Source organism: Serratia sp. X3 (genome assembly GCF_014982455.1).
Lineage (GTDB): Bacteria > Pseudomonadota > Gammaproteobacteria > Enterobacterales > Enterobacteriaceae > Serratia > Serratia ureilytica.
Genome location: NZ_JADCNB010000002.1, coordinates 752340 through 779097 on the forward strand (window position 1 = coordinate 752340; position 26758 = coordinate 779097).

Annotated in this window: 28 protein-coding genes; 6 read left to right on the forward strand and 22 right to left on the reverse strand. The window is 61.0% G+C overall.

What is annotated here, in order from left to right; all coding sequences use genetic code 11:
- Window positions 1-518 precede the first annotated feature (518 nt).
- Window positions 519-1286 (forward strand): peptidoglycan meso-diaminopimelic acid protein amidase, encoded by a 768-nt coding sequence (gene dpaA / locus IMX17_RS14010; RefSeq protein ID WP_046897653.1) that lies wholly within the window; start codon window positions 519-521, stop codon window positions 1284-1286.
- Here dpaA and IMX17_RS14015 read toward each other — a convergent pair.
- Both IMX17_RS14015 and lpcA read right to left on the reverse strand, forming a co-directional pair.
- Window positions 1221-2024 carry a class II glutamine amidotransferase gene (locus IMX17_RS14015; protein WP_019454310.1) on the reverse strand — a complete coding sequence of 268 codons (804 nt, stop codon included), beginning with the start codon at window positions 2022-2024 and terminating at the stop codon, window positions 1221-1223. The two genes, dpaA and IMX17_RS14015, sit on opposite strands and share 66 nt — an antisense overlap.
- Before the next feature lie 102 nt (window positions 2025-2126).
- A complete protein-coding gene (gene lpcA / locus IMX17_RS14020) occupies window positions 2127-2708 on the reverse strand; it encodes a D-sedoheptulose 7-phosphate isomerase (protein WP_004930220.1) in 582 nt (193 codons plus the stop codon).
- A gap of 246 nt (window positions 2709-2954) precedes the next feature.
- Here lpcA and fadE point away from each other — a divergent pair, with 246 nt between their 5' ends.
- Window positions 2955-5411, forward strand: a complete 2457-nt coding sequence (gene fadE / locus IMX17_RS14025; RefSeq protein ID WP_193549863.1) for an acyl-CoA dehydrogenase FadE — start codon at window positions 2955-2957, stop codon at window positions 5409-5411.
- Window positions 5412-5695: 284 nt separating this feature from the next.
- A complete protein-coding gene (locus IMX17_RS14030; RefSeq protein WP_193549864.1) occupies window positions 5696-5848 on the forward strand; it encodes a Hok/Gef family protein in 153 nt (50 codons plus the stop codon).
- Window positions 5849-5921: 73 nt separating this feature from the next.
- On the opposite strand, the gene IMX17_RS14035 is transcribed toward IMX17_RS14030, so the two are convergent.
- From IMX17_RS14035 to mtnK, 10 genes are all read right to left on the reverse strand, one after another.
- Window positions 5922-6965: a HoxN/HupN/NixA family nickel/cobalt transporter gene (locus IMX17_RS14035; protein ID WP_193549865.1), complete on the reverse strand. Its 1044-nt coding sequence runs from the start codon at window positions 6963-6965 to the stop codon at window positions 5922-5924.
- A 40-nt stretch (window positions 6966-7005) separates the two neighbouring features.
- Window positions 7006-7983 (reverse strand): urea transporter, encoded by a 978-nt coding sequence (yut, locus tag IMX17_RS14040; protein ID WP_193549866.1) that lies wholly within the window; start codon window positions 7981-7983, stop codon window positions 7006-7008.
- A gap of 19 nt (window positions 7984-8002) precedes the next feature.
- Entirely contained in the window at window positions 8003-8950 is a 948-nt protein-coding gene (locus IMX17_RS14045; RefSeq protein ID WP_193549867.1) for an urease accessory protein UreD, read from the reverse strand.
- Entirely contained in the window at window positions 8947-9582 is a 636-nt protein-coding gene (gene ureG / locus IMX17_RS14050; protein ID WP_033641969.1) for an urease accessory protein UreG, read from the reverse strand. The genes IMX17_RS14045 and ureG overlap by 4 nt, the downstream gene beginning before the upstream one ends.
- A 19-nt stretch (window positions 9583-9601) precedes the next feature.
- The gene (locus IMX17_RS14055; RefSeq protein ID WP_046897648.1) at window positions 9602-10288 is read right to left on the reverse strand and encodes an urease accessory protein UreF; all 687 of its coding nucleotides are present in this window, start codon (window positions 10286-10288) and stop codon (window positions 9602-9604) included.
- Window positions 10285-10881 (reverse strand): hypothetical protein, encoded by a 597-nt coding sequence (ureE, locus tag IMX17_RS14060; RefSeq protein WP_049189018.1) that lies wholly within the window; start codon window positions 10879-10881, stop codon window positions 10285-10287. Before ureE ends, IMX17_RS14055 begins: the two co-directional genes overlap by 4 nt.
- Window positions 10882-10893: 12 nt before the next feature.
- Window positions 10894-12609, reverse strand: coding sequence for an urease subunit alpha (locus IMX17_RS14065; protein ID WP_042783732.1), 1716 nt, complete (start codon window positions 12607-12609; stop codon window positions 10894-10896).
- Between the two features lie 3 nt (window positions 12610-12612).
- A complete protein-coding gene (locus IMX17_RS14070; protein ID WP_182265068.1) occupies window positions 12613-13059 on the reverse strand; it encodes an urease subunit beta in 447 nt (148 codons plus the stop codon).
- 49 nt (window positions 13060-13108) lie between these two features.
- Entirely contained in the window at window positions 13109-13411 is a 303-nt protein-coding gene (locus IMX17_RS14075; protein WP_025160087.1) for an urease subunit gamma, read from the reverse strand.
- 507 nt (window positions 13412-13918) lie between these two features.
- Complete coding sequence (mtnK, locus tag IMX17_RS14080; protein ID WP_193549868.1) at window positions 13919-15118, reverse strand: S-methyl-5-thioribose kinase; 1200 nt, start codon at window positions 15116-15118, stop codon at window positions 13919-13921.
- 146 nt (window positions 15119-15264) lie between these two features.
- Here mtnK and mtnA point away from each other — a divergent pair, with 146 nt between their 5' ends.
- Window positions 15265-16293 (forward strand): S-methyl-5-thioribose-1-phosphate isomerase, encoded by a 1029-nt coding sequence (gene mtnA / locus IMX17_RS14085; protein ID WP_046897643.1) that lies wholly within the window; start codon window positions 15265-15267, stop codon window positions 16291-16293.
- Window positions 16294-16309: 16 nt separating this feature from the next.
- Here mtnA and IMX17_RS14090 read toward each other — a convergent pair whose 3' ends face one another.
- From IMX17_RS14090 to IMX17_RS14100, 3 genes are read right to left on the reverse strand one after another with little or no spacing between them, the layout of a single operon-like run.
- Window positions 16310-16852 (reverse strand): acireductone dioxygenase, encoded by a 543-nt coding sequence (locus IMX17_RS14090; protein WP_033641961.1) that lies wholly within the window; start codon window positions 16850-16852, stop codon window positions 16310-16312.
- Window positions 16849-17538 carry an acireductone synthase gene (mtnC, locus tag IMX17_RS14095; RefSeq protein ID WP_046688277.1) on the reverse strand — a complete coding sequence of 230 codons (690 nt, stop codon included), beginning with the start codon at window positions 17536-17538 and terminating at the stop codon, window positions 16849-16851. Before mtnC ends, IMX17_RS14090 begins: the two co-directional genes overlap by 4 nt.
- The gene (locus IMX17_RS14100) at window positions 17535-18149 is read right to left on the reverse strand and encodes a methylthioribulose 1-phosphate dehydratase (RefSeq protein WP_046897642.1); all 615 of its coding nucleotides are present in this window, start codon (window positions 18147-18149) and stop codon (window positions 17535-17537) included. Before IMX17_RS14100 ends, mtnC begins: the two co-directional genes overlap by 4 nt.
- Before the next feature lie 164 nt (window positions 18150-18313).
- Here IMX17_RS14100 and IMX17_RS14105 point away from each other — a divergent pair, with 164 nt between their 5' ends.
- Window positions 18314-19474, forward strand: coding sequence for a pyridoxal phosphate-dependent aminotransferase (locus IMX17_RS14105; RefSeq protein WP_182265071.1), 1161 nt, complete (start codon window positions 18314-18316; stop codon window positions 19472-19474).
- Window positions 19462-20235 carry an amidohydrolase gene (locus IMX17_RS14110; protein ID WP_193549869.1) on the forward strand — a complete coding sequence of 258 codons (774 nt, stop codon included), beginning with the start codon at window positions 19462-19464 and terminating at the stop codon, window positions 20233-20235. The genes IMX17_RS14105 and IMX17_RS14110 overlap by 13 nt, the downstream gene beginning before the upstream one ends.
- Here the strand turns inward: IMX17_RS14110 and hpxK are convergent, their stop codons facing one another.
- The 7 genes from hpxK to IMX17_RS14145 form a co-directional block, all read right to left on the reverse strand.
- Complete coding sequence (gene hpxK / locus IMX17_RS14115) at window positions 20236-21480, reverse strand: allantoate amidohydrolase (RefSeq protein ID WP_193549870.1); 1245 nt, start codon at window positions 21478-21480, stop codon at window positions 20236-20238.
- Window positions 21477-22721: an alanine--glyoxylate aminotransferase family protein gene (locus IMX17_RS14120; protein ID WP_046897638.1), complete on the reverse strand. Its 1245-nt coding sequence runs from the start codon at window positions 22719-22721 to the stop codon at window positions 21477-21479. Before IMX17_RS14120 ends, hpxK begins: the two co-directional genes overlap by 4 nt.
- Window positions 22722-22767: 46 nt before the next feature.
- A complete protein-coding gene (locus tag IMX17_RS14125) occupies window positions 22768-23511 on the reverse strand; it encodes an amino acid ABC transporter ATP-binding protein (protein ID WP_033641954.1) in 744 nt (247 codons plus the stop codon).
- Complete coding sequence (locus tag IMX17_RS14130) at window positions 23492-24148, reverse strand: amino acid ABC transporter permease (protein WP_033634111.1); 657 nt, start codon at window positions 24146-24148, stop codon at window positions 23492-23494. Before IMX17_RS14130 ends, IMX17_RS14125 begins: the two co-directional genes overlap by 20 nt.
- Complete coding sequence (locus IMX17_RS14135) at window positions 24148-24813, reverse strand: amino acid ABC transporter permease (protein ID WP_046897637.1); 666 nt, start codon at window positions 24811-24813, stop codon at window positions 24148-24150. The genes IMX17_RS14130 and IMX17_RS14135 overlap by 1 nt, the downstream gene beginning before the upstream one ends.
- Window positions 24814-24825: 12 nt before the next feature.
- A complete protein-coding gene (locus IMX17_RS14140; RefSeq protein ID WP_046897636.1) occupies window positions 24826-25617 on the reverse strand; it encodes a transporter substrate-binding domain-containing protein in 792 nt (263 codons plus the stop codon).
- A gap of 216 nt (window positions 25618-25833) precedes the next feature.
- On the reverse strand, window positions 25834-26673 hold the full coding sequence (locus IMX17_RS14145; RefSeq protein WP_182265134.1) for a MurR/RpiR family transcriptional regulator: 840 nt from the start codon (window positions 26671-26673) through the stop codon (window positions 25834-25836).
- Window positions 26674-26758: the final 85 nt, after the last annotated feature.

Here is a 26758-nt window from a genome sequence, read left to right on the forward strand (position 1 = left end):
ACCGGCCCCAGAGGCGGGTGCGGACGATGCCAGGATTGCCGGGCAGTGCGCACGACGGCACGCCCAACATGAACTTTCTCGCAGTGAATATATGGGGTAACGCGCATTCCCTTGATTCCCCCTTTCCGTTGTTTGCGTGACAATCGATGTGTTAACGGTCTGTAGCCAAATAACCACCAAAACGGCCGGGTTATATGCCATAACCCCCGCCGCTTCAATCGCCATCGCGCGTTAAATTGAAGAGGGAATATTAACATTGTTCGCAACATTGTTCTGCGTTCCGTCGTGACTTGGGTCAAGCAAACGCAATTAAATTTCGCCTGTTTTTCACTACTTATCGTTAAAATCTGCCGGTCATTTCACTTTTATCGAGCTTTGTCGTTTTTTTATACATATCACGTATTGCTAAAAATAAACGCGCTGGTAATCTGGCGGTGTTTTGCAGCAGTAAAAACAATAATCAGTGGCACGCTGGCCAATCCCATTGCGCCGGCAGATAAATATAAGCAGGAATAATAATGAGCAAAATCGCGCTGTTGTTTGCGATGCTTGTTTCTATGCCGATGATCACGGCCTGCAGCGCCAGCGAGCAGGTACCCGAAGCGCCGGTAGTTAAACAGCAATTATTGGGGTCGCCGGTCTATATTCAGATCTTCAAAGAGGAACGCAAGCTGGAATTGTATGCCAAAATGGGCAATGAATTCCGCTTGGTCAATACGTTCCCGATCTGTAATTTCTCCGGCGGGCTGGGTCCTAAACGTCGTGAAGGCGACTTTAAAAGTCCGGAAGGCTTTTATAGCGTTGACGCGCGCCATCTGAAACCCGACAGCAAGTATTATCGGGCGATCAATATCGGTTTCCCTAATGATTACGATAAGTCGCAGGGCTATTCCGGCGCTTATCTGATGATCCACGGCGAATGTAAATCGATCGGCTGTTACGCGATGACCAACACCTATATGGATGAGATCTATCGCTACGTCGAAGCCGCCTTCGCCTATGGCCAAAGCCGCGTCGACATCAGCATCTACCCGTTCCGCATGACCGATCAGAATCTCAAACGCCATGCGTCATCCAGCTATATCGCCTTCTGGCGCCAGCTGAAGCCGGGCTATGATTACTTCGCGAAGAACCACCAGCCGCCGATGATGACCGTGGACAACGGCCAGTATGTGCTGGGTCAACCGTTGATGAGCAGCGGCCAGATGACGCAGTACGCGTCAGCCAGCCCGACGCCCAACACCAATCCCTTCGCTCAGAACAAGCCGCTCACCGAAGTGAAATAACGCGAACTCGCCTGGCTCAATCTTGTGCCAGGTTTCGTTGGCGGTCAGCGGTTGGGTGGCGATCACCGTGACCACATCGTTCGGTGTGGTCTGCTGCTGAAAATCGATCTCCACGTCCTGATCCAGTAGCGTCGCCTTGCCGAACGGCGCGCGGCGCGTGATCCAATACAGGTTGGTGGAGCAATAGGCCATCACGAAGCGCCCGTCCGACAACAGCATGTTAAATACCCCTTTCTTGCGCAGCTGGCTCGCCAACAGGCCGATATAGCGGAACACCGCCGGCCACTGGCTCGGGGTGCGCGGGTATTTCAACGCCAGCTGATGCAGCAGCCAGCAAAACGCGTATTCGCTGTCGGTCTGGCCGACCGGGCGAAACGTGCCGGTATCCAACTGGCGATAGCCTTTCAATTGACCGTTGTGCGCGTAGGTCCAGTTGCGGCCCCACAGTTCGCGGGTGAACGGATGGGTGTTTTCCAGCGCCACTTCGCCGCGGTTGGCCTGGCGAATATGGGACACCACCGCGCAAGACTTGATCGGATAGTCCTGCACCAGGCGGGCGATCGGCGAGTTGAAGCTCGGCTGCGGATCCTTGAATGTGCGGCAACCGTTCCCTTCATAGAAGGTAATGCCCCAGCCATCCTTATGCGGCCCGGTGCGGCCGCCGCGCTGTACCAGGCCGGTAAAGCTGAAGCAGATATCGGTCGGTACGTTTGCGCTCATCCCGAGCAGTTCACACATCGCCAGCACTCCTTAACCACACTGACATACGCTGTGCGGGCGCGGCATGCATGCGGCGCCCACTGTCTTATTTCTGGGGGAGCCGCAGCCCCCCGAAGGCTATCAAGCCTTAACCATCTCTTTTTCGATCAGCTGAATCAAGATGTGAATCGCTTTGATGTGGATTTCCTGAATGCGATCGGCGTAGCCGAAGTGCGGCACACGGATTTCCACATCGGCGGAACCCGCCATTTTACCGCCGTCCTTGCCGGTCAGGGTGATCACTTTCATCCCCTTGGCGCGCGCCGCGTCGATGGCCTTGATGATGTTGCCGGAGTTGCCGGAGGTAGAAATGCCCAGCAGCACGTCGCCTTCGCGGCCCACCGCTTCCACATAGCGGGAGAACACATACTCATAGCCGAAGTCGTTGCTGACGCAGGACAGATGGCTCACGTCCGAGATGGCAATCGCCGGGTAGCCCGGGCGGTTTTCACGGTAGCGGCCGGTCAGCTCTTCGGCGAAGTGCATCGCGTCGCAATGGGAACCGCCGTTGCCGCAGGAGATCACTTTACCGCCGGCTTTGAAGGAGTCCGCCAGCAGCACCGCCGCGCGTTGGATGGCGTCGATGTTGGCGTCGTCATTGATAAATTTCGCCAGAGTATCAGCCGCTTCGTTCAGTTCACTGCGAATAAGGTCGTGGTACATGAGGAACCTCTTGTTATCGTCAAATCTTCCGCTCCGCAGTGTACCGGATCGCGGAAACAGCGAGAAGCATTCTCAGCCAAACAGCGCGCCGGTTAAGGAAGCGGAGAGGTTTTTGATGATTGGTGCTGTCAGTTTGTGACCTGAGTTGTAATTAAACTGTAAACGCATTGATAAAAATTCTGCCTTGTACTAAAACCTATTACATACACACAACAGGTCAGACCTCTTACTACTTCGGAGCTTCTTATGATGGTTCTTAGTATCGTCGTTTTCCTGGCTCTCCTCGGCGTGGTGTTCTACCACCGAGTGAACCTTACCCTCAGCAGCCTGATACTGGTGGCGTACACCGCCGCCATGGGCGCGATCGGCCTGTGGAGCTTCTGGCTGTTGCTGCCGTTGGCTATCGTGCTACTGCCGCTGAACCTTTCCTCTGTGCGTCGCTCTCTGCTCTCCGCGCCGGCGCTGCGCGCCTTCCGCAAAGTGATGCCGCCGATGTCCACCACCGAGAAGGAAGCGATCGACGCGGGCACCACCTGGTGGGAAGGCGATCTGTTCCGCGGCGCGCCGGACTGGAACAAGCTGCACAACTACCCGAAACCGCATCTGACGGCAGAAGAGCAGGCGTTTATCGATGGCCCGGTGGAAGAAGCCTGCCGCATGGCCAACGACTTCCAGATCACTCACGAACTGGCCGATCTGCCGCCTGAACTCTGGGCGTACCTGAAAGAACACCGCTTCTTCGCGATGATCATCAAGAAAGAGTACGGCGGTCTGGAATTCTCCCCATACGCTCAGGCGATGGTGCTGCAAAAACTGGCCGGCGTTTCCGGCATCCTGGCGATCACCGTCGGCGTGCCGAACTCCCTCGGCCCAGGCGAACTGCTGCAGCATTACGGTACCGAAGAACAGAAAAACCACTACCTGCCGGGCCTGGCGCGCGGCGACGAGATCCCTTGCTTCGCGCTGACCAGCCCGGAAGCGGGTTCCGATGCCGGCGCGATCCCGGACGTGGGCACCGTGTGCATGGGCGAATGGCAAGGCAAGCAGGTGCTGGGCATGCGCCTGACCTGGAACAAGCGCTACATCACGCTGGCGCCGGTCGCCACCGTACTGGGTTTGGCATTCAAACTGCATGATCCGAACCGCCTGCTGAGCGACAACGAATCCCCGGGCATCACCTGTGCGCTGATCCCGACCAGCACGCCGGGCGTGGAAATCGGCAACCGCCACTTCCCGCTGAACGTGCCGTTCCAGAACGGCCCGACCCGCGGCACCGACGTGTTCGTGCCGATCGATTACATCATCGGCGGCCCGAAAATGGCCGGCCAGGGCTGGCGCATGCTGGTTGAATGCCTGTCGGTCGGTCGCGGCATCACCCTGCCGTCCAACTCCACCGGCAGCCTGAAATCCATCGCCCTGGCGACCGGCGCCTACGCGCACATTCGCCGTCAGTTCAAGATCTCCATCGGCAAGATGGAAGGGATCGAAGAGCCGTTGGCGCGCATCGCCGGCAACACCTATGTGATGGACGCCGCCGCTTCATTGATCACCTATGCACTGGTGCAGGGCGAGAAACCGGCCGTGCTGTCGGCCATCGTCAAATACCACTGTACGCACCGCGGCCAGCAGTCGATCGTTGACGCCATGGACATCGCCGGCGGTAAAGGCATCATGCTGGGCGAATCCAACTTCCTGGCTCGCGCTTATCAGGGCGCACCGATCGCCATCACGGTGGAAGGCGCGAACATCCTGACCCGCACCATGATGATCTTCGGCCAGGGCGCGATCCGCTGCCATCCTTATGTGCTGGATGAAATGGCGGCGGCGCAGAACAACGATCTGAACGCCTTCGATAAATCGCTGTTCGGCCACCTGGGCCACGTCGGCAGCAACAAGGTACGCAGCTTCTGGCTGGGCCTGACCAACGGCCGCACCAGCGCCACGCCGACCAAGGACGCGACCCGTCGTTACTATCAGCAGTTGAACCGCCTGAGCGCCAACCTGGCGTTGCTGTCGGACGTTTCCATGGGCGTGCTGGGCGGCAGCCTGAAGCGCCGCGAGCGCATCTCCGCTCGCCTGGGGGATATCCTCAGCCAGATGTACCTGGCTTCCGCCGTGCTGAAACGCTTTGACGACGAAGGCCGTCAGAAAGAAGATCTGCCGCTGGTGCATTGGGGCGTGCAAGACAGCCTGCATAAAGCCGAACAGGCGCTGGATGATCTGCTGCGCAACTTCCCGAACCGCTTTATCGCCGGCGCGCTGCGCTTCGTGGTCTTCCCGTTCGGCCGCGTGCATACCGCACCGTCCGATCGCCTGGATCATCAGCTGGCCAAGATCCTGCAGGTGCCTTCCGCCACCCGCAGCCGTCTGGGGCGCGGCCAGTACCTGACGCCGAGCGAGCATAACCCAATCGGCCTGCTGGAAGCGGCGCTGGCCGACGTGATGGCCGCCGAGCCGATTCACGAACGCCTGTGCAAGGCGGTCGGCAAAAACCTGCCGTTCACCCGTCTGGATCGTTTGGCGGAGCGCGCGCTGGAAGAAGGCAAGATCAGCGCCGACGAGGCGAAGATCCTGGTGAAAGCCGAAGAGAGCCGCCTGCGCTCCATCAACGTGGACGACTTTGCGCCGGATGCGTTGGCGGCCGCCAAGCCGGAAAAGCCGGCGGCGCAGTCTAAGCGCCAGCAGCAGACCGAAGCGGCTTAACGTTCACTTCACGCATCCAAGGGGCGATCATCATCGCCCCTTTTTCTTTTGCTTTCATGACAAACTGCGCACCGCGCCGCAGGTTGGCGCAGCGGCGGATTTAACGGGAAGGAAGTTCGGGTAGACTGCGCAGCGGGTGCTCTGGATCTTTCTGTCCGGCGCCTTGGCAAAGGAGAGAAAGAGAAAGGCCCCGAGTCGATATTATCAACCCGAGGCCACTCTGATGCCAAGCAACATCAGGTTAGCCTCTTACCCGCCGCAAGGCAAGGATAGGGAGGTCAAAAATGCAGCAAAATCGGGTCGTGCTTAAGCTGGTGATCGTCTGTATGACGCTGATCGCGTTCATCTGGCTAACCCGCGGTTCGCTGTGCGAACTGCGCATCAGGTTGGGAGACTCGGAGGTTGCGGCCACTTTGGCTTACGAATCCGAACGGTAAGGCAACCCAACGGCGGGGTTCGCCCCGCCCGTTGGCGGATGGTGTCAGGCAGGATCCACGAGCACCCGCCTTTTCAGCCGCTGACCGTCAGCTTGTCATAGCCGCGCAGGCGGTAATTCACCACCGACACCAGCCAGCAGAAAATGAACACGGCGATCACCCAATAACCCATCTCCCCCAGATGATCGTTGAGCCGCGCCACGGCGTCCCACAGCGGGCCGGACAGCGCCAGCTTGTCGGCGATAAGTCCGAGCGCTTCGATGCCGCCGATAAACACCGCGATGATCACCGACGCCGCCGTGATGGTCATGTTGTAGTACAGTTTGCGGATCGGTTTGGAGAACGCCCAGCCGTAAGCGCCAATCATCACGAAGTTGTCGATGGAGTCGATCAGCGCCATGCCGGCGGCGAACAGCGCCGGGAACAGCATGATGCTCCACAGGTTCATGCCGTGGCCGGCGCCGGCAGCCGAAATCCCCAGCAACCCGACCTCGGTGGCGGTGTCGAAGCCCAGGCCAAACAAGAAGCCCACCAGGTACATGTGCCAGCTCTGATTCACCAGCCTGAACAGCGGGCGGAAGCAGCGCGCCAGCGCACCGCCGCCGCTCATCAACAGATCCAGTGATTGATGCGCAGGTAGCTCGCCCGCCTTCACCTGCCGGAAAGCGCGCCACACGGAGATCAGCACCAGCAGGTTGATAAAGGCCACCGTCAGCAGAAACAGCGCGGACACCAGCGTGCCGATCAAACCGCCGGTTTCGTGAAACCAGCCCATCTGTCGGCTGAACATCATCGCCGTGGCGGCAATGGCGGCCGAGGCCAGCACCACGATGGTCGAGTGGCCGAGCGAGAAGAAGGTGCCGACCGCCACCGGCGTTTTGCCCTGTTGCATCAGCTTGCGGGTCACGTTGTCGATCGCGGCGATGTGATCGGCATCCACCGCATGGCGCAGACCAAAACTGTAGGCCAGCAAGGCGGTGCCCATCAGCGCCGCATTGTCTTTGAACACCGCCAGCGCCAGCAGCCAGACAACGACGTTGACCGCCACCAGCCCCAGCAGCAGGGATACCGCCCGCCGCCGGGCCGCGCCATGCAATCCTTCGGTAATTACCGCCATACCCACACTCCCGTTTTCTCGTTACGTTGAAATCAATGGATTAGCGCCGCGCCGCGATCACCGCCGGATTGGCGCTCAAAAACAGCCAGGACGCGATCACGAACGGCATGGTCAGCGACGGTATTCCCAGCGGAGCCAGCAAGGTATTGAAAGCCCCCTGCACCAGCACCGTGAAAATCACGCCGAGCAGCGTATAGATAAGCACCCGCCGGCCGGGCGGGTTGAAGACGGAACCCAGCGCCACCGCCGTCAGCACCGCGCTGAAAGCATACAGCCCGGCGAAGACCGCCTGCGGATCGGCGCCGATCGCCAGCGCGGTGATCACCGCCAGCAGGGCGCCGAAAAAACCCAGCAGCATCGCGCGTGGCGACGAAACCGCCAGCCCGAGCAACAGCAGCACGCCGCCGCTCACGCTGCTGCACAAAAAGACCTGGGAGACACCGTGCAACGCGCCGCTCAACACCTCCGCCAGGTCGGGATGTGGGTTGAACACCGCGCCGTCGGCCGGGATGGCAGCCGGCGGCAACCGCACATGCCGCAGATGGCTGAACGGGTAGCTGGCCAGCAGCACCGTCCAGGTGGTCAGCACGAAAGGCGCGGTCAGCGCGGCGATCTTCCAGGTGCGCAGCAGCCGATTGAGGCCGACGGTGACGATCACCGAGATCGCGCAGCTGAAGATCACGCCGATCCACAGCCAGACAGAGGGCAGCAAAAAGGTCGGCAGCGCGGCGCCGACCAGGCAGCCGTTGTAGCCATAGAGACCGGTGCGCAACGCTGCGCGCTCGTCCACCAACCACGCCGCGCTGAGCGTCGCCGCCGCCGTGCCCAGCAGGCAGCCGAAGGCCACCTGCGGCAGCCCCTCTTCCCAGGCGCCCACGAAAATGGCGATGAAAAACAATAATCCAGTCAACGGGTTATTTTGAAACATCACCTGCGAACAGCCGCGCAGCACCGCATCCGTCACCGCCGCTATTCGGCTGCGGGCGCACAACGCCGCCCAACTCCACTTTGTCGTCATGACCGCTTCCCGCTGCAGACTAGCGCCAGATAAAAGGCTCGGGCAGCGTCACGCCCAGGATCTCCTCCCGGGCGACGCGCCAGAAAGCGCGAACCGCCGCCTTCACCTGGCGCGCCTCTTTGCCCAATGCCTTAAAGATCAGCCCGCACTCATTGGGCAACCGGCTGACGCCGCTGGCGATCCCCTCAGCCTCGTCATAGCGGGGCGCGATGCGATCGAGGATCCGCTGATGATGCTCGGGCGGCGTCAGCAGGATCACATTGCCGAACACATCGAACGCCCCCATCACGCCGACCCCGTTCAGCGGGTGTTTATGCGGTTCCAGCACATAGCGCTCGACAAACAGCGTGTTGCCCTCGGGGCGACAGGCGCTGATGCGCGAAGAGTAAACGTCGAACCTGAAACCGCGATCCGCCTGATGGTGTTTGCGCCCCGACATCAGGATCTCGCCATAGAGCAGCGTCGCCGTGGGGTGCAGCGTAATGCGGGTATCGGTAATGAAGCGCGAGCCGCAGTGAGGGATCACCGGATCGGGCATCATCTCCAGATAGCTGCCCTCTTCGAGCGTCAGCGTCTGCATCTGCGCCGCGTAGTTATTTTCCATGGCGTGGATCTTGGTCGCCGATTGAGTGGTGACATGCCCGCAGGCCTGGGGGGCGACCTGCACCTCGAGCGTCAGGCGATCGCCCTGCAAGATGCACCCCGAGGTGGAGATGACGAATACGCACGGCATCTGCGGCAGCGCCTCGTCCCAATACAGCGCCCGCTGCACCAGAAACGGCACGCGCCGCTCCATCCGCCGCAGCACGCTGCGATGCCCGTTTAGCGCGAACTCCAGCCGCAGATAACCGGTTTTGCCTACGCCACCGCTGGCCATCTGCGGCGGCTCATCCTGATAGTCGGCCAACTCCGGCGCGTCGGCGCCGAGCTGCGCAACGCGCCTCGCCGCTTCGCTGACCGCTGTCATACCGCCGCCGAAGGCGCGTGGGTGAACAGGAAATCACGCATGATCATGTCCACCAGTTCGTCGATGCCTTCACCGGTTTTGCAGTTGGTGAGGATATAAGGCCGCTCGCCGCGCACCACGCGCGTATCGTGCTCCATCACCGCCAGGCTGGCGCCGACGTACGGCGCCAAATCGATTTTGTTGATCACCAGGATGTCGGCCTGCACCAGGCCCGGGCCGTTTTTGCGCGGGATCTTTTCCCCTTCGGCGACGTCGATAACGTAGATGTAAAAGTCCGCCAGCGCCGGGCTGAAGGTCAGCGTCAGGTTATCGCCGCCGCTCTCGATCATCACCACGTCGCTGTCCGGGAAACGGGCCTCCATCTCCTCCACCGCGGCGATATTCATGCTCGGATCCTCGCGCACCGCGGTATGCGGGCAGGCGCCGGTTTCCACGCCCAGAATTTTCTCCTCGTCGAGGATCCCCTTGAGCGTGCGCTTGACCTGTTTGGCGTCTTCGGTAGTGACGATGTCGTTGGTAATGATTAACGGGCTGATGCCCCGTTCGATCAGGCGCGGCGTAATGACTTCGATAATCGCGGTCTTGCCCGAGCCTACCGGGCCGCCGATGCCAATGCGGGTAATTTTCTTCACTCTGCTCGTTCCTTTGTCATTAGTTGCTGAACAGTCGGGTAAATGCGCCGACGTGCAGCGCGGCCAGGACGTCGGTCACCGGCGCGTAAGAGGCCATTTGTTCAACGCCGCCGCGTTCGGCTTCGTCACAAAAAACGTCGATGTCCCGGTTGAGTTGAAACAGGATGCGTTGGGTGTCGATATGAGTGACGCGCATCAGGCGCATGGCGGCGCTGAGCATGGTCATCGCTACGCCGTACTGGTGCATCACCGCCACCTCGCGCGGCCCCGCGCCCAGCGCCGTCATCACTACCGCCTGCGTCACCGGATAGGTGCCGGCGGCGCGGCCGGTTTTGATCTGCTCAAGCCACCAGATCACCTGGGGCTCATCACAGATGGCCGCCGTCATTTCCGCCAGCTTCTTTCCCATCCTCACCACCATGCTGCGGCCTTCTTCATTCAGCTTGCGGTTGAACAGCGCCCAGTCGTGCCCGATAACCGCCTCGCGATCGCCCCCCTGCAGCGCCCGGCAGGCCGCCGCAACCGCCCGGCCGTCGCCGCCCGCCGCCTGTTGCAAAGCGGTGCGGGTGAACGATTTCAGCGTGTCGACATCGTGCACGATGCCGGCCTGGATCGCCGACTCGACGCCATTGGAAAAGGCAAACGCCCCCACCGGCAGCACCGAGTCGGCAAATTGCAGGATGCGAATCAGCTGAACGGCGTTCATTTCAGCGTGATCACATGCTGGCCGAGAAACGGGCTATCGACATGCACATGGGTGGCGGAATCCTCCGCGCCGCCGAACAGCAGGCGCGCTTCCGGCTGGGTCAGATGCGGCAAAATGCTTTCACCCTTCACGAACGAATAAGGCAGCGCATGAAAGCCGTGGGTTTTCATCACCGAATCCATCACCTTGGTCGCCACCGTCAGCGGAATAAAGATGCGATCGCCCTTGATGACTGACTTCCAGTGCTGATTGCCCAGCGCATGCCCCAATTCGAACGCGGTCTTCAGCACCGTCGCCATATCGGTCGCCAACAGCGACTGCAGGTGGATCACCATCACGTCGCGCAGGTTCATCTGCACCACCACCGCGCTGCGGTTCGCTTCGTCCCAAAGCAGCACATCGCCGTCGGCCAGCACCTGGTGACGATCGAGGGAAATGCCGAGATCCTGACCATCGCGGGTGGTTTTGCGGCAGCGGCTTTTCTGCGCCTCCCACTGCGAAAGCGCCAGCACGTCCAGCGAGGCGTGTTGCAAGCGCTCACGCCAGTCGGCATCCCGTTTGATATTGCCGAGTATCTTTTCAATCACGATCATGAGCGGCGGTTCCTAGCTGAAGAAGTAGCGTTGATTAAGCACGGCGGTGGCGATCGGTTTCACCGTGGCGTGTTCGCCGTTGACCTTGACGGCGAAGGTTTCGGGGTCCACCTCGATGTGCGGCGTTTCCGCATTGCGCACCATGTCCTGCTTGGAGATCGCGCGGCAGTTATGCACTGCCATCACCTGCCGCTCCAGCCCCAGTTTCTCTTTGATGCCGTCGTGCAACGCCGCGCCGGAGACGAAGGTGACGCAGGTTTCCTGCAGCGATTTGCCCATGGCGCCGAACATCGGTCGGTAGAACGTGGGCTGCGGCGTCGGTAACGACGCGTTGGGATCGCCCATCACCGCCCAGTTAATCATCCCGCCCTTGATCACCAGCTTCGGCTTGGCGCCGAAGAAGCGCGGCTCCCACAGCACCAGATCGGCCATCTTGCCGACCTCGACCGAACCCAGCACGTGGCTGATGCCCTGCGCGATCGCCGGGTTGATGGTGATCTTCGCCACGTAGCGCAGCACGCGGAAGTTATCGTGTTCCGCCGCATCTTCCGGCAGCTTGCCGCGCGCGGCTTTCATCGCGTGCGCCGTCTGCATCACCCGCAGCCAGTTTTCGCCAACCCGCCCCATCGCCTGGGAGTCGCTGGAAAACATCGACAGCACGCCCATGTCGTGCAGCACGTTTTCCGCGGCGATGGTTTCCGGCCGCACCCGGCTTTCAGAAAACGCCACGTCGGCCGGCACATTGGGGTTGAGGTTGTGGCACACCATGATCATGTCGAACAGTTCGGCCTGACTATTGATGCCGAACGGCAGTGTGGGGTTGGTGGAGCTCGGCAAGACGTTCATCTGCGCGGCAACCTTGATGATATCCGGCGAGTGCCCGCCGCCGGCGCCTTCGGTGTGGAAGGTGTGGATAGTACGCCCTTCGAAGGCGTCGATGGTGTCCTCGACGTAGCCGCCCTCGTTCAGGCTGTCGGTATGCACCGCCACCTGAATATCCATGTCGTCGGCCACCCGCAGCGCGTGGCGCAGCGCGGAGTTGGTGGCGCCCCAGTCCTCATGCACTTTCAGTCCGGCCACGCCGGCGGCGATTTGTTCGACCAACGGCGCAGCGTGCGAAGCGTGCCCCTTGCCGAGCATCCCCACGTTGACCGGCATGTTCTCGAAGGCGCGCAGCATGCGGTGGATATGCCAGGGCCCGGCGGTCACCGTGGTGCCGTTGGAACCGTCGGTCGGCCCGACGCCGCCGCCGAAGAAGGTCGTCACGCCGTTGGAGAGCGCATGTGCGGCCTGCTGCGGCGAAATGAAATGAATGTGCGTATCGATGCCGGCGGCGGTCAGGATCAGGTGTTCGCCCGAGATGGCGTCGGTGCTGACCCCCACCACCATGCCGGGCGTGACGCCGTTCATCATCGCCGGGTTGCCGCTTTTGCCAATGCCGGCGATCAGGCCGTTTTTAATGCCGACGTCCGCCTTGATCACCCCTTGCCGGGCGTCCAGAATGGTCACATTGGTAATGACCAGATCCAACACATTATCGCTGGTTAATCGGTTATCGGCGCCCATGCCGTCGCGCAGCGACTTACCGCCGCCGTAGACCGATTCCTCACCGTAACCGCGCAGATCTTTTTCTATTTCAATAAACAGTTGCGTATCGCCCAAGCGAATTTTATCGCCGGTGGTCGGGCCGAACAGCCCGGCATATTCCTGCCTGGAGATCGTTGGCATGCTTTATTCCTCGTCCGTCTTGATGGGCGCCTGGTCGCGGTTTTTATAACCCAGCTCAATAGCTCGCTTTACATCTATAGTTTTCTTTACTCTTTCACCGGCGGCTACCGGGCTGTCGCCCGCCCAACCGTCCACCAGATTATTAAAACCATAAACCGTTTGCTTGCCACCGATGGCAATAAGCGCCACCTCGATTTCATCGCCGGGTTCAAAACGGATCGCCGTCGTGGCGGTGATATTTAACCGTTTACCAAAGGCGGCGGCGCGATCGAACTGCAGCGCTTTGTTGGCTTCGAAGAAATGAAAGTGTGAGCCGACCTGAATAGGCCTGTCTCCGGTATTGCGCACCGTTAAAATAACCGTCTCGCGATCTTCATTGAAGGTGATGGGATTTTCGGACAGGATATAGCCGCCTGGCGGCACGTGCTTTTCTTTGTCATGCTTTTTCATCGGAATACCTGTGCTGATAAAGTTTATCCGTGGCTCTCAGAGGACACGCTTATTGGATCGGATCGTGCACCGTCACCAGGCGGCTGCCGTCGCTGAATATCGCCTCGACCTGCACATGCGGGATCAAGTCCGCCACGCCGTCCATGACGTCATCGCGGCTCAAAACCTGCCGCGTGTCGTTCATGACTTCTTCCAGCGTTTTTCCCTCGCGGGCGCCCTCCAGCGCCGCGGTGGTAATAATGGCCACCGCCTCGGGATAATTAAGCTTTATCCCTCTGGATTTTCGTTTTAATGCGACGTCAGCCAGGGTATAGACCATCAGCTTTTCGATTTCTCTTGGCGTTAATTGCATGGAGCACTCCGATCTCGATAGAAATAATCAGACAAAGTGAGGCCAAAGGTTACTTATAATTAATAACCTTGCGTTATTTACGGTTGTCAGGCACTCGAATAATCTAGGAGGTAATATTGAGATAATCAACCCGCTGCTTTATTCAAACCCAAGCATGAGCCATCCCATTTCCTAAAAAAGTAACGACGACATGATAGCTTTTATCGATAAAAAGTCTTTTTTCACCTTCCCACTCCCACAATAAAACGATCAAAAAAAGAACGGATGCCGTTTTTTTATTTTACTCACCGCCATGAAAGCCAGATAAATAAGCACTATCTTTATGGATGGCATTAACATTAAAGACATGTAACCAACGGTCAAAAAATATAATTAAATTTACAAATAAGACGCGAGTGAAAATACCTTTTTAGTTAAAAAAAATTTATCTGTTCTGTTACTGATGCCAATAAGTTATTAAAAAAAAACCCGGCCGCAGCCGGGTTTGCCTCATTACTGTCGGGCTCTTCAGCCTTGCTGACGAATGCGCGCCAGCAGCGCGTCGATATGCTCGATCTGCGGCGCATTGACGATCAGCTTGCGCCCCAAACCCAGCGCATGACGCTGACAGTCGAGGCGCATGTCGGCGTCGGCGATGCTGTCCAGATCGGCGACGTGCGCCAGGCCGATGGTGCGCCGAATCAGCTCGGTGCCGCAGTACCCTACCGCATCAGTCCAGACCTGCTGCAGGAACTGCTCGGCGTAACCCGGCGTCGCCAGCGCCGCATCGCGGCTTTGCTGATGGCACAGCGCCAGGAAACGATCGGCAAAGATCAGCCACAGCTCGCGCACATCCTGCAGACGCTGCTCGCGCCCGGCGGCGGCGTCGCGCGGCCCGAACAGCCCAGGCTGGCCGCAATAGTTGAGCAGCAGATTGCCTAACGCAGTGCCGACATCGAAACCGATCGGGCCGTAGAAACCGAATTCAGCGTCGATCGCTTTCAATCGCCCTTCCGCCACGAAAATTGAACCGCTGTGGATATCCCCGTGCAACAACGCCTCCGCCTTGCTGAGAAAGCGGTGTTTCAGGCCGGCGACCGCCAGCTTCAGCGGCGCATCCTCACGCAGCGCCTGCACCTGCGGCAACAACGCCGCCTCAAACTGATTGCGCTCATGGTCGATATAGGGATCGGTAAAGAACAGATCTTCGGTGATCTGGCACAGCTCGGGGTTGGTGAAGCGGCTGACTTCCGCTTTTTTCTGCTGCGCCGACTGATAAAAATCGGAGGTGTGGAACAGCGTCTGCGCCAGGTATTCCGCCAGCTGACCGGCCGCCAGCGGATGATAGTTCCCCTGCACCAGTTCGCTGCGCCAGATGCGATGATCGGAGAGATCTTCTTGCACCATCACCGCCAACTCGGGATCGTGGTGCAGGACTTTTACCGTATGTCGCGGGCAGAAACCGCCGTGGATCAACAGCGTTTCCGCTTCGATGCGCGCCCGATCCAGCGTCAGCGGCCAGGATTCGCCCACGCAGCGCACGTATGGCAACGCCTGTTTGACGATCACCCGGCTCACGCCTTCGCGATCGCGGATCTTGAACACCAGGTTCAGGTTGCCGTCGCCGATCTCGTCGGCGCTGACCAGCGCTTGCGGATCGGCCACCTGCCCGTATTGGCGGGCGTATTCAACGGCATCGGCAGCCGTAAACGTACGATAAAGCGACATTCCCCAACCCCTCTGTTCTCTTTCACTGACCCCAGCGATTCTGTTTATTTAGACGTAAAAGCATTTGGACGTCTATACATCTGGAAGTCATGTTGGCAGAATAGCGTTTCAGATGCAATAACCTCGCAACAAGGAATTAACCGCCGATGCAAGCGCTTAACACCACCAGTTTGTCCCTGCGGGACAACCGCCTTTGGATCCTCGATCAGCAAGCCCTGCCGCAGGAAAAGCGGTGGCGCGCCTGCGACAGCGTGGAGGAGTTGGTCGGGCACATTCACAGCCTGCGGGTGCGCGGCGCGCCGCTGATCGGGCTGTCCGCCAGCCTGCTGTTGGCGCTGCTGGCGGAACGCGGTGTGCCGCGCGCCGAGCTGGAACAGGCGCTGCACACGCTGCGCGCCGCCCGCCCGACGGCGGTCAACCTGATGAACAATCTGGATCGCATGAAGCTGGCGCTGGCGGAGCCTGACTGGGCGCCGGCGATGGTGAACGAAGCGCTGCGGCTGGTGGAGGAAGATCGCCAGCTGTGCGATCGCATCGCCGATCACGGCGCTGGGCTGGTCAAGCCCGGCAGCCGCCTGCTGACCCACTGCAATACCGGTGGGTTGGCCACCGCCGGCGTCGGCACCGCCATCGGCGTGCTGCTGCGCGCCCACCAGCAGGGCAAAGTGCAACAGGTATGGGTCGATGAAACCCGGCCGCTGCTGCAGGGCGGCCGTCTGACCGCCTGGGAGCTGGGCGAGCTGGGTATTCCCTATCGCCTGATCTGCGATTCGATGGCCGCCAGCCTGATGGCGCAGGGCCAGGTCGATGCGGTGTGGGTCGGCGCGGATCGCATCGCCGCCAACGGCGACGTCGCCAACAAGATTGGCACCTACAGCCTGGCGGTGCTGGCGCACTACCATGGCATTCCATTCTACGTGGCTGCCCCGCATACCACCCACGATCCGCACTGTCCGGACGGCGCCGCCATCCCGATCGAGCAACGCGCGGCGGCCGAAGTCACCGGCGTTTCAGGCAGCTTCGGCGCCTGCCAGTGGGCGCCGGCCGATGCGCCGGTCTGCAATCCGGCGTTCGACGTCACGCCGGCCAAGCTCATCAGCGGGTGGGTGTTCGATAGCGGCGTGATCACGCCGCAGCAGGTTGAAGCGGGGATTTTCCAGCGGGCGCTGGGTTAACGCCCGCCGGTTGAGATCAGTCCAGGCGCGGATAGGCATCGGCGATCGTGTCGCCGGTGAAATGCGCCACCCAGCCTTCCGGGTTGTCAAATACCCGGATCGCGGTAAAGTGCGGCGCCGAGCCCATATCGAACCAGTGGCGGGTGTTGGCCGGCACCGAGATCAGATCGTTCTTTTCGCACAGGATCTGGAAGATCTTGCCGTCCAGATGCAGGCAAAACAGCCCCGCCCCTTCAACGAAAAAGCGCACTTCATCCTCGCCGTGCGTGTGTTCGGACAGGAATTTTTCGCGCAGCGCCTGACGCTGCTCATGGTCCGGCCGCATGCTGATCACGTCCCAACTCTGGTAGCCCTTTTCCGCCACCAGCCGGTCGATCTCATGCTGGTAGGCGGCGATCACCGCCTCCGGCTGCGGGTTGTCGCCCAACTCGCGATCCGCCTGCCAACGCTCAAAGCGCACGCCGATCTGCGCCAGCTGGCGCTGGATTTCCTGCGCGTCGCGGCTCTGCCACAGCGGCTGCTGCGGTGCTGTATCACTGAAAATGGTCAATCCACTCATGAGACAAACTCCCCTAAATCGATGTGATCAAAACGGCTGACCTGCGGATGCCGGCTCTGTGCGTCCGCCTCATCGCGGATCAGCTGGCAGGTATGCCAGCCGGCGGCCTGCGCGGCGTCCAGCTCCTGGTGAATATCGGACAGGAACAGCAGTTCGTCGGGCGCGATACCGATAGCCTGCGCGATGTTGCGGTACGACGCGGTTTCACGCTTGGCGCCGACGCGGGTGTCGAAATAGCCGCTGAACAGCGGCTGCAGATCGCCGGCGTCGCTGTGGCCGAACAGCAGCTTTTGCGCCTCCACCGAACCGGAAGAATAAACGTAAAGCTTCAGCCCCTGGCGCTGCCAGGCGGCCAACTGCCCGGCGACCTCCGGATAAAGATGTCCACGGAAGTCGCCCTCGCGATAGCCGCTGCGCCAGATGATGCCCTGCAGCGCCTTGAGCGCGGTGGATTTACGGTCTTCATCCATAAAGCGATATAGCGCGGCGATCAGCGCGTCGAGATCCGCCTGCGGCTGGTCAATTTCAGCGCGCAGCGCCGCCAACGGCGCGGCGACTTCGCTCTCCGTGGCGTGACGGCGTACAAAATCCGCCAGCCGCTCGCGGGCATAGGGAAACAGCACCTGATGTACGAAGCGAATATCGCTGGTGGTGCCTTCAATATCGGTCACAATAGCGCGGATCATTTCGCCTCCAGCAAGCGACGTTGCAGTTCACACTGGAACAGGAATTCCAGCCCTTCGAGATGGCGGCGGGCTTCCGCCACCTGGCTTCCCCAGCAATAAAGACCGTGGCCGCGCACCAGAAAACCGTACTGCAGCGGCGTGACCTCGGCATAGGCCGCGACGCGCGACGCCAGCCGGGGAATGTCCTGATCGTTATCGAAAATGGGGATCGCCACGCTGTCCAGGTGGCTGCGCTGACCGGCGAGCGACTTTTGCATTTCGTACCCCTGCAGCACCAACGCATCGCCGCGTTCCACTCGCGACAACACGGTGGCGTTGACGGAATGGGTATGCAACACCGCGCCAAGGTGCGGGTACAAGCGATAGAGCAGCGTATGCAGCCCGGTTTCCGCCGACGGCGTACGGCCGCTCGGCACGTGATTGTCAGCGATATCCACCCGCAGAAAATCGGCGGCGCTCAGACTCCCTTTGTCTTTGCCGGACTCGGTGACCAGGCACTGGCGTTCGTCGAGGCGCAGCGACATGTTGCCGCCGGTCGCCGGACACCAGCCTTTGTCGCCAATCCAGTGGCAGGCCGCCAGTAATGCCTTAAGTTGCGGATTCTCCGTCATTGTTATCGTTTCCCGTTCGGTATAGCGGTCAGCAGGTGAAGCTTAGCCAGCTGCGCGACAGGCTAAGCACTTTTTCGCATTTAGCCATCTAAGCGTCTTGATTGCCAAATACTAGCATCGTGTTATATTGACGGCAATATAAGCGCCTGGAGTATTCACCTGCTATGAGCACTTCCGCATTGATTCCCGACAGTAAACTGCCCGCCCTGGGCACCACCATCTTCACCCAGATGAGCGCGCTGGCGCAGCAGCATCAGGCGATCAACCTGTCACAGGGCTTCCCTGATTTTGACGGGCCGGACTACCTGAAAGCACGCCTGGCCTGGCACGTCGCCCAGGGCGCCAACCAATATGCGCCAATGACCGGCGTGGCGGCGCTGCGCGAAGCCATCGCCGACAAAACCGCCGAGCTGTATGGCTGGCAGCCGGATGCCGGCAGCGAAGTGACCGTCACCGCCGGCGCCACCGAAGCGCTGTTCGCCGCCATCACGGCGCTGGTGCGCCCCGGCGATGAGGTGGTCTGTTTTGATCCGAGCTACGACAGCTACGCGCCGGCGGTGACGCTGGCCGGCGGCGTACTCAAACGCCTCGCCCTGCAGCCGCCCGCATTTGCCGTGGATTGGCAACGGTTCGCCGCCGCGCTGTCGCCGCGCACCCGCCTGGTGATCGTCAATACGCCGCACAATCCGTCCGCCACTGCCTGGCAGGCGGAAGACATGCAGCAGCTGTGGCACGCCATCGCCGAACGCGAGATCTACGTGCTCAGCGACGAAGTCTACGAACACATCTGCTTCGCCAAAGGCGGGCACGCCAGCGTATTAGCCCACCCACAGCTGCGCCAACGGGCGATCGCGGTGTCCTCCTTCGGTAAAACCTTCCACATGACCGGCTGGAAAGTGGGTTACTGCGTGGCGCCCACCGCGCTGAGCGCCGAGGTGCGCAAGGTGCATCAATATCTGACCTTTTCGGTCAACACCCCGGCGCAGCTGGCGCTGGCGGATAGCCTGCGCGCCGAGCCGGAGCACTGGCGACAGCTGCCGGCATTCTACCGCGCCAAGCGCGATCGCTTCGTGCAAGCGCTGGCGAGCAGCCGACTGGAAATTTTACCCTGCGCCGGTACATACTTCTTGCTGGCGGACTACAGCGCCATCTCCGATCTGGACGATGTGGCGTTCTGCCATTGGTTAACCGAGCACGTGGGCGTGGCGGCCATTCCGCTGTCGGTCTTCTGTGCCGATCCTTTCCCCCATAAATTGATCCGGCTGTGCTTCGCTAAACAGGACGCCACGCTGGATGCAGCTGCGGAGCGGTTATGTCGACTTTAAAAATTACCCTGTTGCAGCAACCTCTGGTCTGGCGCGACGGCCCCGCTAACCTGGCCGCCTTCGACGCGTTGCTGGCGCCGATCGTCGGGCGCGATCTCATCGTCTTGCCGGAAATGTTCACCACCGGTTTTGCCATGGATGCCGGCGAGAGCGCCCTACCCGAACAGCAGGTGATCGACTGGCTGCACGGCTGGGCGGTGAAAAGCCACGCGTTGATCGGCGGCAGCGTGGCGCTGAAAACCGCCGAAGGCGCGGTCAATCGCTTCCTGCTGGTGGAGCCGGGCGGCCAGGTGCATGCCTATGATAAACGCCATCTGTTCCGCATGGCCGGCGAACACCTGCACTACCAGGCCGGCAACCGGCGCGAAATCGTCGAGTGGCGCGGCTGGCGCATCCTGCCGCAGATCTGCTACGACCTGCGTTTCCCGGTCTGGGCGCGCTATCAGCAGGATTACGATCTGGCGCTGTACGTCGCCAACTGGCCGGCGCCACGCAGCAAACACTGGCAAACGCTGCTGGCGGCGCGGGCGATTGAAAATCAGGTGTATGTGGCGGGCTGCAACCGGGTGGGCGACGATCCGAACGGCCTGAACTACAGCGGAGACAGCCTGATCATCAGCCCGCAGGGCGAGATCCTGGCGGATGCCGAGCTCGGCGCAGCCGCGCGGCTGGACGCCGAGCTGTCGCTGGAAAGCCTGCAGAGTTACCGCAGCGCCTTCCCGGCCTGGCGCGATGCCGACAGCTTTCTGCGTCTTGATTGATTAAACGCGATCCCAGCCGGCGATCGTCAGGCAATAGGCCTGGATCGCCAGCGCGACGTCCGCCTGCCGCACCGCTTCAGCCGGATGATGGCTGACGCCGCCGGCGCAACGCACGAACAGCATGCCGACCGGCCATTGCGCCGCCACGGCGATGGCGTCATGACCGGCGCCGCTCGGCAGCGCCAGACACTGCCCCTGTACCTGCTCGACGGCCGCCTGCCAGCGGCGCTGCAGATCGCTATCGCAGGCGGTGGCGTCAATGCGGTAAAACTCCTCGCTGGCGAAGCGCGCTCCACGGCGTGCGCAGATCGTCTGCGCCTGCGCCAGCAACGTCGCCAATAGCGCCGCCAGTGGCGCATCCTGCGGGCCGCGCACGTCGAGCGTCAATCGCACTTCGCCCGGGATCACGTTGGCCGCGCCCGGCAGGCCCTCGATGCAGCCGACGGTGGCCACCAAATGCGGATCGGCGGCGCGGGTCAACGTTTCAACCGCCGTTATCCATTCCGCCGCGGCCGCCAGCGCGTCTTTGCGCTGCCCCATCGGCACCGTACCGGCATGGCCCGCCTCCCCGCTAAAGACGCAGTTAAGCCGACGCGCGCCGTTGATCGCCGTCACCACCCCCAGCGCCAGGTCGGCCGCCTCCAGACATGGGCCCTGTTCGATATGCAATTCCAGATAAGCGCGGATTTCCTGCGGTGCGCGGCGCGCCTGCGCGATCGCCGTCGGCTCCAGCCCGAAGTCGCGCATGGCCTGCGCGATGCTCACCCCGTCCGCGTCAGTCTGCGCCAGCCATTCCTGCGGCCATTGGCCGGTCAAGCCGCGGCTGCCCAGCAACGTCACGCCAAAGCGAGCGCCCTCTTCGTCGGCAAAGCCGATCACCTCCAGCGCCAGCGGCAAACGGCGCCCCTGGCGATGGTATTGCGCCACCGTTTCCAGCGCCGTGAGCACGCCGAGCATGCCGTCATAACGCCCGGCGTTGCGCACCGTGTCCAGATGCGAACCGAGCAGCAGCGCGGGGGCGCCGGGCGTGAGCCCTTCATAACGGCCACAGATATTGCCGACGCTGTCTTGCCACACCCGCATGCCGCTCTCGCGCATCCATTCGCCCACCAGAACGTTGGCGCGCCGATGTTCCTCAGACAGATAAAGACGCGTCAGTTTACCGGGCTCCGCGCTGATCGCCGCCAGCTCGTCACAGCGTGCCATCACCCGCGCGGCGGCCTGCTGCGCTTCCTGCGGCGTCATTCTGGCCGTCCTGCATCGTACAGGTTCCAGGCCGCCTGGAGGGCCTCCCCCTGTTGCGTGGCGAAGCCCAACCGGTTCAACACCGCCTCCAGCGCCGCCAGCGTTTGCAGCACGCAATCTTTGCGCGCGTTGTAGCCCATGGTGCCAATGCGCCAGATCTTGCCCTGCAGCGGGCCGAACGAGGTGCCGATTTCGATGGCGAAATCGTTCAGCATCATCTGCCGCACCTGCTCGCCATGCACCTGCGGCGGGATCATCACGCCGAGCACGTTATTCATACGGTGATTGAGATCGCCGAACACCGCCAGCCCCATGCCTTGGATGCCCGCCAGCATCGCCGCGCCGTGCAGCCGGTGGCGGGCAATGGCCTGATCCAGCCCTTCCTCGAGGATCACTCGCGCGCATTCTCGCGCCGCGAACAACATGCTGGTGGCTTCGGTATGGTGATTCAGGCGCTCCGGCCCCCAATAATCCATGATCATGCCGAGGTCGAAATAGTTGGAGTAGATCATCTCGTCGTCGCCGTCGGCATGTTCGGCGGTGCGGATCCCCTCCTCCACGCATTTGCGACGGCGCACGATATCTTCAAACTGCGGGCTGAGGGTGACCGGCGAACTGCCGGAAGGGCCGCCCAGGCACTTCTGCAGCCCGGCGGAGACCGCATCCAGCCCCCAGGCGTCGGTCTCCAGCGGGTTTCCGCCAAAGGACGCCGTCGCATCGGTATAGAACAGCACGCCGTGGCGGCGGCAGATATCGCCCAGCTCATGCAGCGGCTGCAGCATGGTGGTGGACGTGTCGCCCTGCACCGTCAGCAGCAGGCGCGGGCGCACCCGCTTAATCGCGTCTTCGATGCGATCGGCGCTGAACACCTCGCCCCACGGCGCGTCGATCGTGTGTACCTCGGCGCGACAACGGCGGGCAATTTCGCACAGCAGATGTCCAAAGCGGCCGAATACCGGCACCAGCACCTTATCGCCCGGACGAATGGCAGAAACCAGCAGCGCCTCGATACCGGCGCGCGAGGTGCCGTCCACCAGCATCGTCCAGCGGTTTTCGGTGCGGAACAGCGCGCGATATAGCGCCATGACCTGATTCATGTAACCGGTCATTGCCGGATCGTACTGGCCGATCAGTTGGCTCGACATGGCGCGCAGCACGCGCGGATCGGCGTTGATCGGCCCCGGCCCCATCAGCAGGCGCGCCGGCGGGTTAATCTGTTCGAATTGCGGAGTAGTTAGCATGTTATTTCCTTACCAGCTTAATAACTTGTCATTTTATTTGCCGAAATCAGGCTTCTGACAACCCGCGCACAGAAGCGATAAACTGTTTCAATTCCTGCGTTTGCGGATTGGCGAACAGCGTGCGGCTATTTCCCTGCTCCCACACCTTGCCTTGGTGCATGAATACCACCCGGTCGCCCACCTCGCGGGCGAAGCTCATTTCATGAGTGACCAGAATCAGCGTCATGCCCTCTCGCGCTAACTGTTCCAGCACCTTCAGGACTTCACCCACCAGCTCGGGATCCAGCGCCGAGGTGATCTCATCGCACAGCAACACCTTCGGTTTCATCGCCAGCGCCCGGGCGATCGCCACCCGCTGCTGTTGCCCGCCGGAAAGGTTGGCCGGCGCGTAATGCATGCGTTCACCCAATCCCACCTTGTTCAGCATCTGTTCGGCCAACTCGCGGCACTCGGCAGCGCTTTTTTTCAGCACCCGGCGCGGCGCCAGCATCACGTTTTCCAGCGCCGTCATATGCGGGAACAGGTTGAAGTTCTGAAACACCATGCCAATCGAGCGGCTGATTTCACGCGCCTGCGAATCGCGATCGGTGATGGTCATGCCGCCCAGTTTGATGCTCCCTTCCTGATACCCTTCCAGCCCGTTGATGCAGCGCAATAGCGTGCTTTTACCAGATCCGCTGCGGCCGATGATCGAGACCACCTGCCCCATGTCGATATCCAGATCCACGCCCTTCAACACATGATTCTGACCGTAATATTTTTGAACCTGATTAATGGTGATGATCGGCATGGCATTTCTTCTCCAGATAATGGCTGTAACGCGACAAGGGATAGCACATCAGGAAATAGCCCAACGCGACCAGACCAAACACCTTGAAGGGCTGATAAGTCACATTGTTCAGCATGGTGCCGGCCTTGGTCAGCTCGACGAAGCCAATGATCGACGCCAAGGCGGTGCCCTTGATCACCTGAACCGAGAAACCGACGGTCGGCGCAATGGCGATACGCACCGCCTGCGGCGTGATGACGCGCATCAGCGTCTGCGCGAAACTCAGCCCGAGACAACGGGCTGCCTCCCACTGACCTTTCGGCAAGGCGGCGATGCTGCCGGACCAGATATCCACCAGAAAAGCGCTGGTGAATAGCGTCAGCGCCAGCGCGGCCGCGGTCCATGGGCTGACGTCGACGCCGAACAGCGCCAGACCGAAAAACGCCAAAAACAGCTGCATCAGCAGCGGCGTGCCCTGAAACAGTTCCGCGTAAACGCGGACAAAACGCATTGCCCAGCGGCGCTTGCTCAGGCGCATCAACACCAGCGGCAGCGCCACCAGCGTGCCGCCGAAAAATGCCGTCAACGACAGCAGCAGCGTCCAGCGAGCCGCCAACAGCAGATTGCGCACGATGTCCCAATCGGTAAACGTCAGCATCAGTTCCGGCTCCCTAAAAAACGCCGCCCGGCGGCCAGCAACAGTTGACGCATCAACAGCGACAACAACAGATAAAGCAGCGCCGTCACCAGATAGACTTCGAAGCTGAGGAAGGTGCGCGACTGGATCAGGTTGGCGGCGAAGGTCAGCTCTTCGAATGAGACCTGCGACACCACCGAGGATCCCAGCATCACAATGATGCACTGGCTCACCAACGCCGGATAAATACGCTGCAGCGACGGCGGCAGTACGATGCGTAAAAAGGTCTGGCTGCGGCTGAGCCCCAACACGCGTCCCGCTTCCCACTGCCCCTTCGGCGTGACCTGAATGCCGGCGCGAATAATTTCGGTGCTGTAGGCGCCAAGGTTGATCACCATCGCCAGCAGCGCCGCCTGCCCGGCCGTCAGTTTCCAGCCCAGGCTCGGCAGGCCGAACACGATGAAGAACAACTGCACGACGAACGGCGTGTTGCGCACTACTTCGACGTAAACGCCCCAAAGGCGGCTCAGCGCGCCGACCCGGCCGCTGCGGATCGCCGCGCCGCAAATGCCCAGCGCAACCCCCATCAACGTCGCCAGCGCCGTCAGCGCCATCGTCGTCAGTAACCCCGCCAACAGCTCAGGCATGTAGGGCCAGAGCGCGGAGAAATTCAGCTGATAGGTCATCCGCCGCTCCCGTTATGCGCCAAAACCATCGGGCAGCGGCGCCTTCAACCATTTCTCCGACAGGCCATTCAGCGTCTTGTCCGCCAGCGCCTGTCCAATCAGCGCATCCACCGCCGCTTTCAAGGCCGGTTCTCCCTGGCGCAACCCCACGAAACACGGCGAATCTTTCAACATGAACTTGGCGGTCGGCGCCTTGCCCGGATTCTGGCGCGCCAGGGCGCTCACCACCATGTTACCGGTGGCGATGTACTGCACCTGCCCGGAGAGATAGGCCGACAGCGTTGTGTTGTTATCCTCATAACGCTTGATCTGCGCCCCTTTAGGCGCGCCGTCGCTCAGCACCATATCCTCCACCGCACCGCGCGTGACGCCGACGGTCTTGCCATCGAGCTGCGCCATGTTCGCCAACGCGCCGTCTTTCGGACCAAAGACCCCCAGGAAGAACGGCGCATAGGCGCGGCTGAAGGCGATGGTCTTTTCACGCTCCGGATTTTTGCCCAGGCTGGAGATCACCAGATCCACTTTATTGGTCTGCAGATAGGGCACCCGGTTGGCGCTGGTGACCGGCACCAACTGCAACTTAAGTTTCATCTTATCGGCCAGATAACGCGCCATATCGATGTCATAACCCTGGGGCTGCAGATCGGTGCCCACCGAGCCGAATGGCGGGAAATCCTGCGGCACAGCCACGCGCAGGACGCCGCGCTGCCGGATCTCTTGCAATTGATCCGCCATGGTCGGCGCGGCCTGCGCCAGCAAGGCGATCCCGGTGAAAACCGTCCACAGCGTTTTTTTGATGTTCATAGCGTATCCCCGATGGTGAAAAGATGAAACAAAAGATTCTTACACCACAAGCTCTGCAACTAATGTGCCAATCGAAAATACGTCGAACCCATGCCTTAACTGGCACTGATTAACGAGAAAAAACCTGCCGACCTCAGCGAGCCGGCGACGGAGAAAGGGAAAGCAGGCAGGCCAGAGATGCACCAAAAATGTGCATCAGCACCAAAAAAGCGCCGGTTAGCGCGGTTCCAGTTCGTCCAAATCCTGATACAGACCGGCAATATGATGAATACGCGATCGCCCCTGCTCCAACATCTCATGCAGCAGGGCGTTGCTGAGCAGGTTGCATAAGCTCATGGCGGCTGAATAGCTGTCGAAGGCGGAGACGCTGTCCAGCGAAGCGGCCAAATGCCAGTCCGCCAGCGGGATCAGCGCCTGCGCCTGCGGTTCGCAGATCAACAGCGTCGGCACCCGGCGAGTCTGCAGCTGCGTCAGTATCGCCTTGAGCTGACGCGGCCGGCGCCGAAACGCCACCACCACCGCCATATCCTGCGGCGCGAGATCGACCAGCTCCTCCGCCAGCGTCTGGCCGGGCTGCGGCATCAGCATCACCCGCTCCCGCACCTGCATCAGCTGCTGACGCAGATGCATGGCTATCGGATAGCTGTTGCGAAACCCCAGCAGCGCGACCCGCCGCGCCCGCGCCAGCGCGGCGATCACCGCGCCGAATTGCTCCACATCGAGATGGCTCACCCAGTGCGAGAGGTTAGCCATTTCCTGCTTGTAATGCCGCGCCAGCAGCGTATTGCCCTGCACCGCATGCCTCTCGTCGGTCACCGGCATGCCGCTCTGGCGCAGGGTGCGCAGCTCAGCGCGCATGTCCTTGTAGCTGCGATACCCCAACCGCTTGAACAGCCTGCTGACCGTGGCTTTAGAAACCCCGCTCAAGCGCGCCAGCTCGGCGCTGTTGTAACTGATCAGGTCGTCGAAATGATCGAGGATAAAGTCGGCGACGCGCTGTTCCTGCGGCGCCAATTGCGGATATTCGTTGCGCAGGCGTTCATCGAAGGGCTGCATCATCACTCTCGCTGTAACTTTTGTTTCACCGGAACATAGCACGCCCCGGCCCCTCTCTGACAAGCAATTAATCGTCCTGATTAAA

What these genes read in the sequence shown, in the direction of transcription:
- dpaA (WP_046897653.1), top strand. Translation starts at nt 519, where the DNA reads ATGAGCAAAATCGCGCTGTTGTTTGCGATGCTTGTTTCTATGCCGATG.
- IMX17_RS14015 (WP_019454310.1), bottom strand. Translation starts at nt 2,024, where the DNA reads ATGTGTGAACTGCTCGGGATGAGCGCAAACGTACCGACCGATATCTGC.
- fadE (WP_193549863.1), top strand. Translation starts at nt 2,955, where the DNA reads ATGATGGTTCTTAGTATCGTCGTTTTCCTGGCTCTCCTCGGCGTGGTG.
- IMX17_RS14110 (WP_193549869.1), top strand. Translation starts at nt 19,462, where the DNA reads ATGTCGACTTTAAAAATTACCCTGTTGCAGCAACCTCTGGTCTGGCGC.
- IMX17_RS14055 (WP_046897648.1), bottom strand. Translation starts at nt 10,288, where the DNA reads ATGAACGCCGTTCAGCTGATTCGCATCCTGCAATTTGCCGACTCGGTG.
- yut (WP_193549866.1), bottom strand. Translation starts at nt 7,983, where the DNA reads ATGACGACAAAGTGGAGTTGGGCGGCGTTGTGCGCCCGCAGCCGAATA.
- IMX17_RS14140 (WP_046897636.1), bottom strand. Translation starts at nt 25,617, where the DNA reads ATGAACATCAAAAAAACGCTGTGGACGGTTTTCACCGGGATCGCCTTG.
- IMX17_RS14030 (WP_193549864.1), top strand. Translation starts at nt 5,696, where the DNA reads ATGCAGCAAAATCGGGTCGTGCTTAAGCTGGTGATCGTCTGTATGACG.
- mtnC (WP_046688277.1), bottom strand. Translation starts at nt 17,538, where the DNA reads ATGATCCGCGCTATTGTGACCGATATTGAAGGCACCACCAGCGATATT.
- IMX17_RS14120 (WP_046897638.1), bottom strand. Translation starts at nt 22,721, where the DNA reads ATGCTAACTACTCCGCAATTCGAACAGATTAACCCGCCGGCGCGCCTG.
- ureE (WP_049189018.1), bottom strand. Translation starts at nt 10,881, where the DNA reads ATGATCGTGATTGAAAAGATACTCGGCAATATCAAACGGGATGCCGAC.
- IMX17_RS14135 (WP_046897637.1), bottom strand. Translation starts at nt 24,813, where the DNA reads ATGACCTATCAGCTGAATTTCTCCGCGCTCTGGCCCTACATGCCTGAG.
- IMX17_RS14105 (WP_182265071.1), top strand. Translation starts at nt 18,314, where the DNA reads ATGAGCACTTCCGCATTGATTCCCGACAGTAAACTGCCCGCCCTGGGC.
- IMX17_RS14145 (WP_182265134.1), bottom strand. Translation starts at nt 26,673, where the DNA reads ATGCAGCCCTTCGATGAACGCCTGCGCAACGAATATCCGCAATTGGCG.
- IMX17_RS14100 (WP_046897642.1), bottom strand. Translation starts at nt 18,149, where the DNA reads ATGACGGAGAATCCGCAACTTAAGGCATTACTGGCGGCCTGCCACTGG.
- IMX17_RS14090 (WP_033641961.1), bottom strand. Translation starts at nt 16,852, where the DNA reads ATGAGTGGATTGACCATTTTCAGTGATACAGCACCGCAGCAGCCGCTG.
- IMX17_RS14075 (WP_025160087.1), bottom strand. Translation starts at nt 13,411, where the DNA reads ATGCAATTAACGCCAAGAGAAATCGAAAAGCTGATGGTCTATACCCTG.
- IMX17_RS14065 (WP_042783732.1), bottom strand. Translation starts at nt 12,609, where the DNA reads ATGCCAACGATCTCCAGGCAGGAATATGCCGGGCTGTTCGGCCCGACC.
- lpcA (WP_004930220.1), bottom strand. Translation starts at nt 2,708, where the DNA reads ATGTACCACGACCTTATTCGCAGTGAACTGAACGAAGCGGCTGATACT.
- hpxK (WP_193549870.1), bottom strand. Translation starts at nt 21,480, where the DNA reads ATGACGCCGCAGGAAGCGCAGCAGGCCGCCGCGCGGGTGATGGCACGC.
- IMX17_RS14125 (WP_033641954.1), bottom strand. Translation starts at nt 23,511, where the DNA reads ATGCCGATCATCACCATTAATCAGGTTCAAAAATATTACGGTCAGAAT.
- mtnA (WP_046897643.1), top strand. Translation starts at nt 15,265, where the DNA reads ATGCAAGCGCTTAACACCACCAGTTTGTCCCTGCGGGACAACCGCCTT.
- IMX17_RS14070 (WP_182265068.1), bottom strand. Translation starts at nt 13,059, where the DNA reads ATGAAAAAGCATGACAAAGAAAAGCACGTGCCGCCAGGCGGCTATATC.
- IMX17_RS14130 (WP_033634111.1), bottom strand. Translation starts at nt 24,148, where the DNA reads ATGCTGACGTTTACCGATTGGGACATCGTGCGCAATCTGCTGTTGGCG.
- IMX17_RS14045 (WP_193549867.1), bottom strand. Translation starts at nt 8,950, where the DNA reads ATGACAGCGGTCAGCGAAGCGGCGAGGCGCGTTGCGCAGCTCGGCGCC.
- mtnK (WP_193549868.1), bottom strand. Translation starts at nt 15,118, where the DNA reads ATGTCGCTTTATCGTACGTTTACGGCTGCCGATGCCGTTGAATACGCC.
- IMX17_RS14035 (WP_193549865.1), bottom strand. Translation starts at nt 6,965, where the DNA reads ATGGCGGTAATTACCGAAGGATTGCATGGCGCGGCCCGGCGGCGGGCG.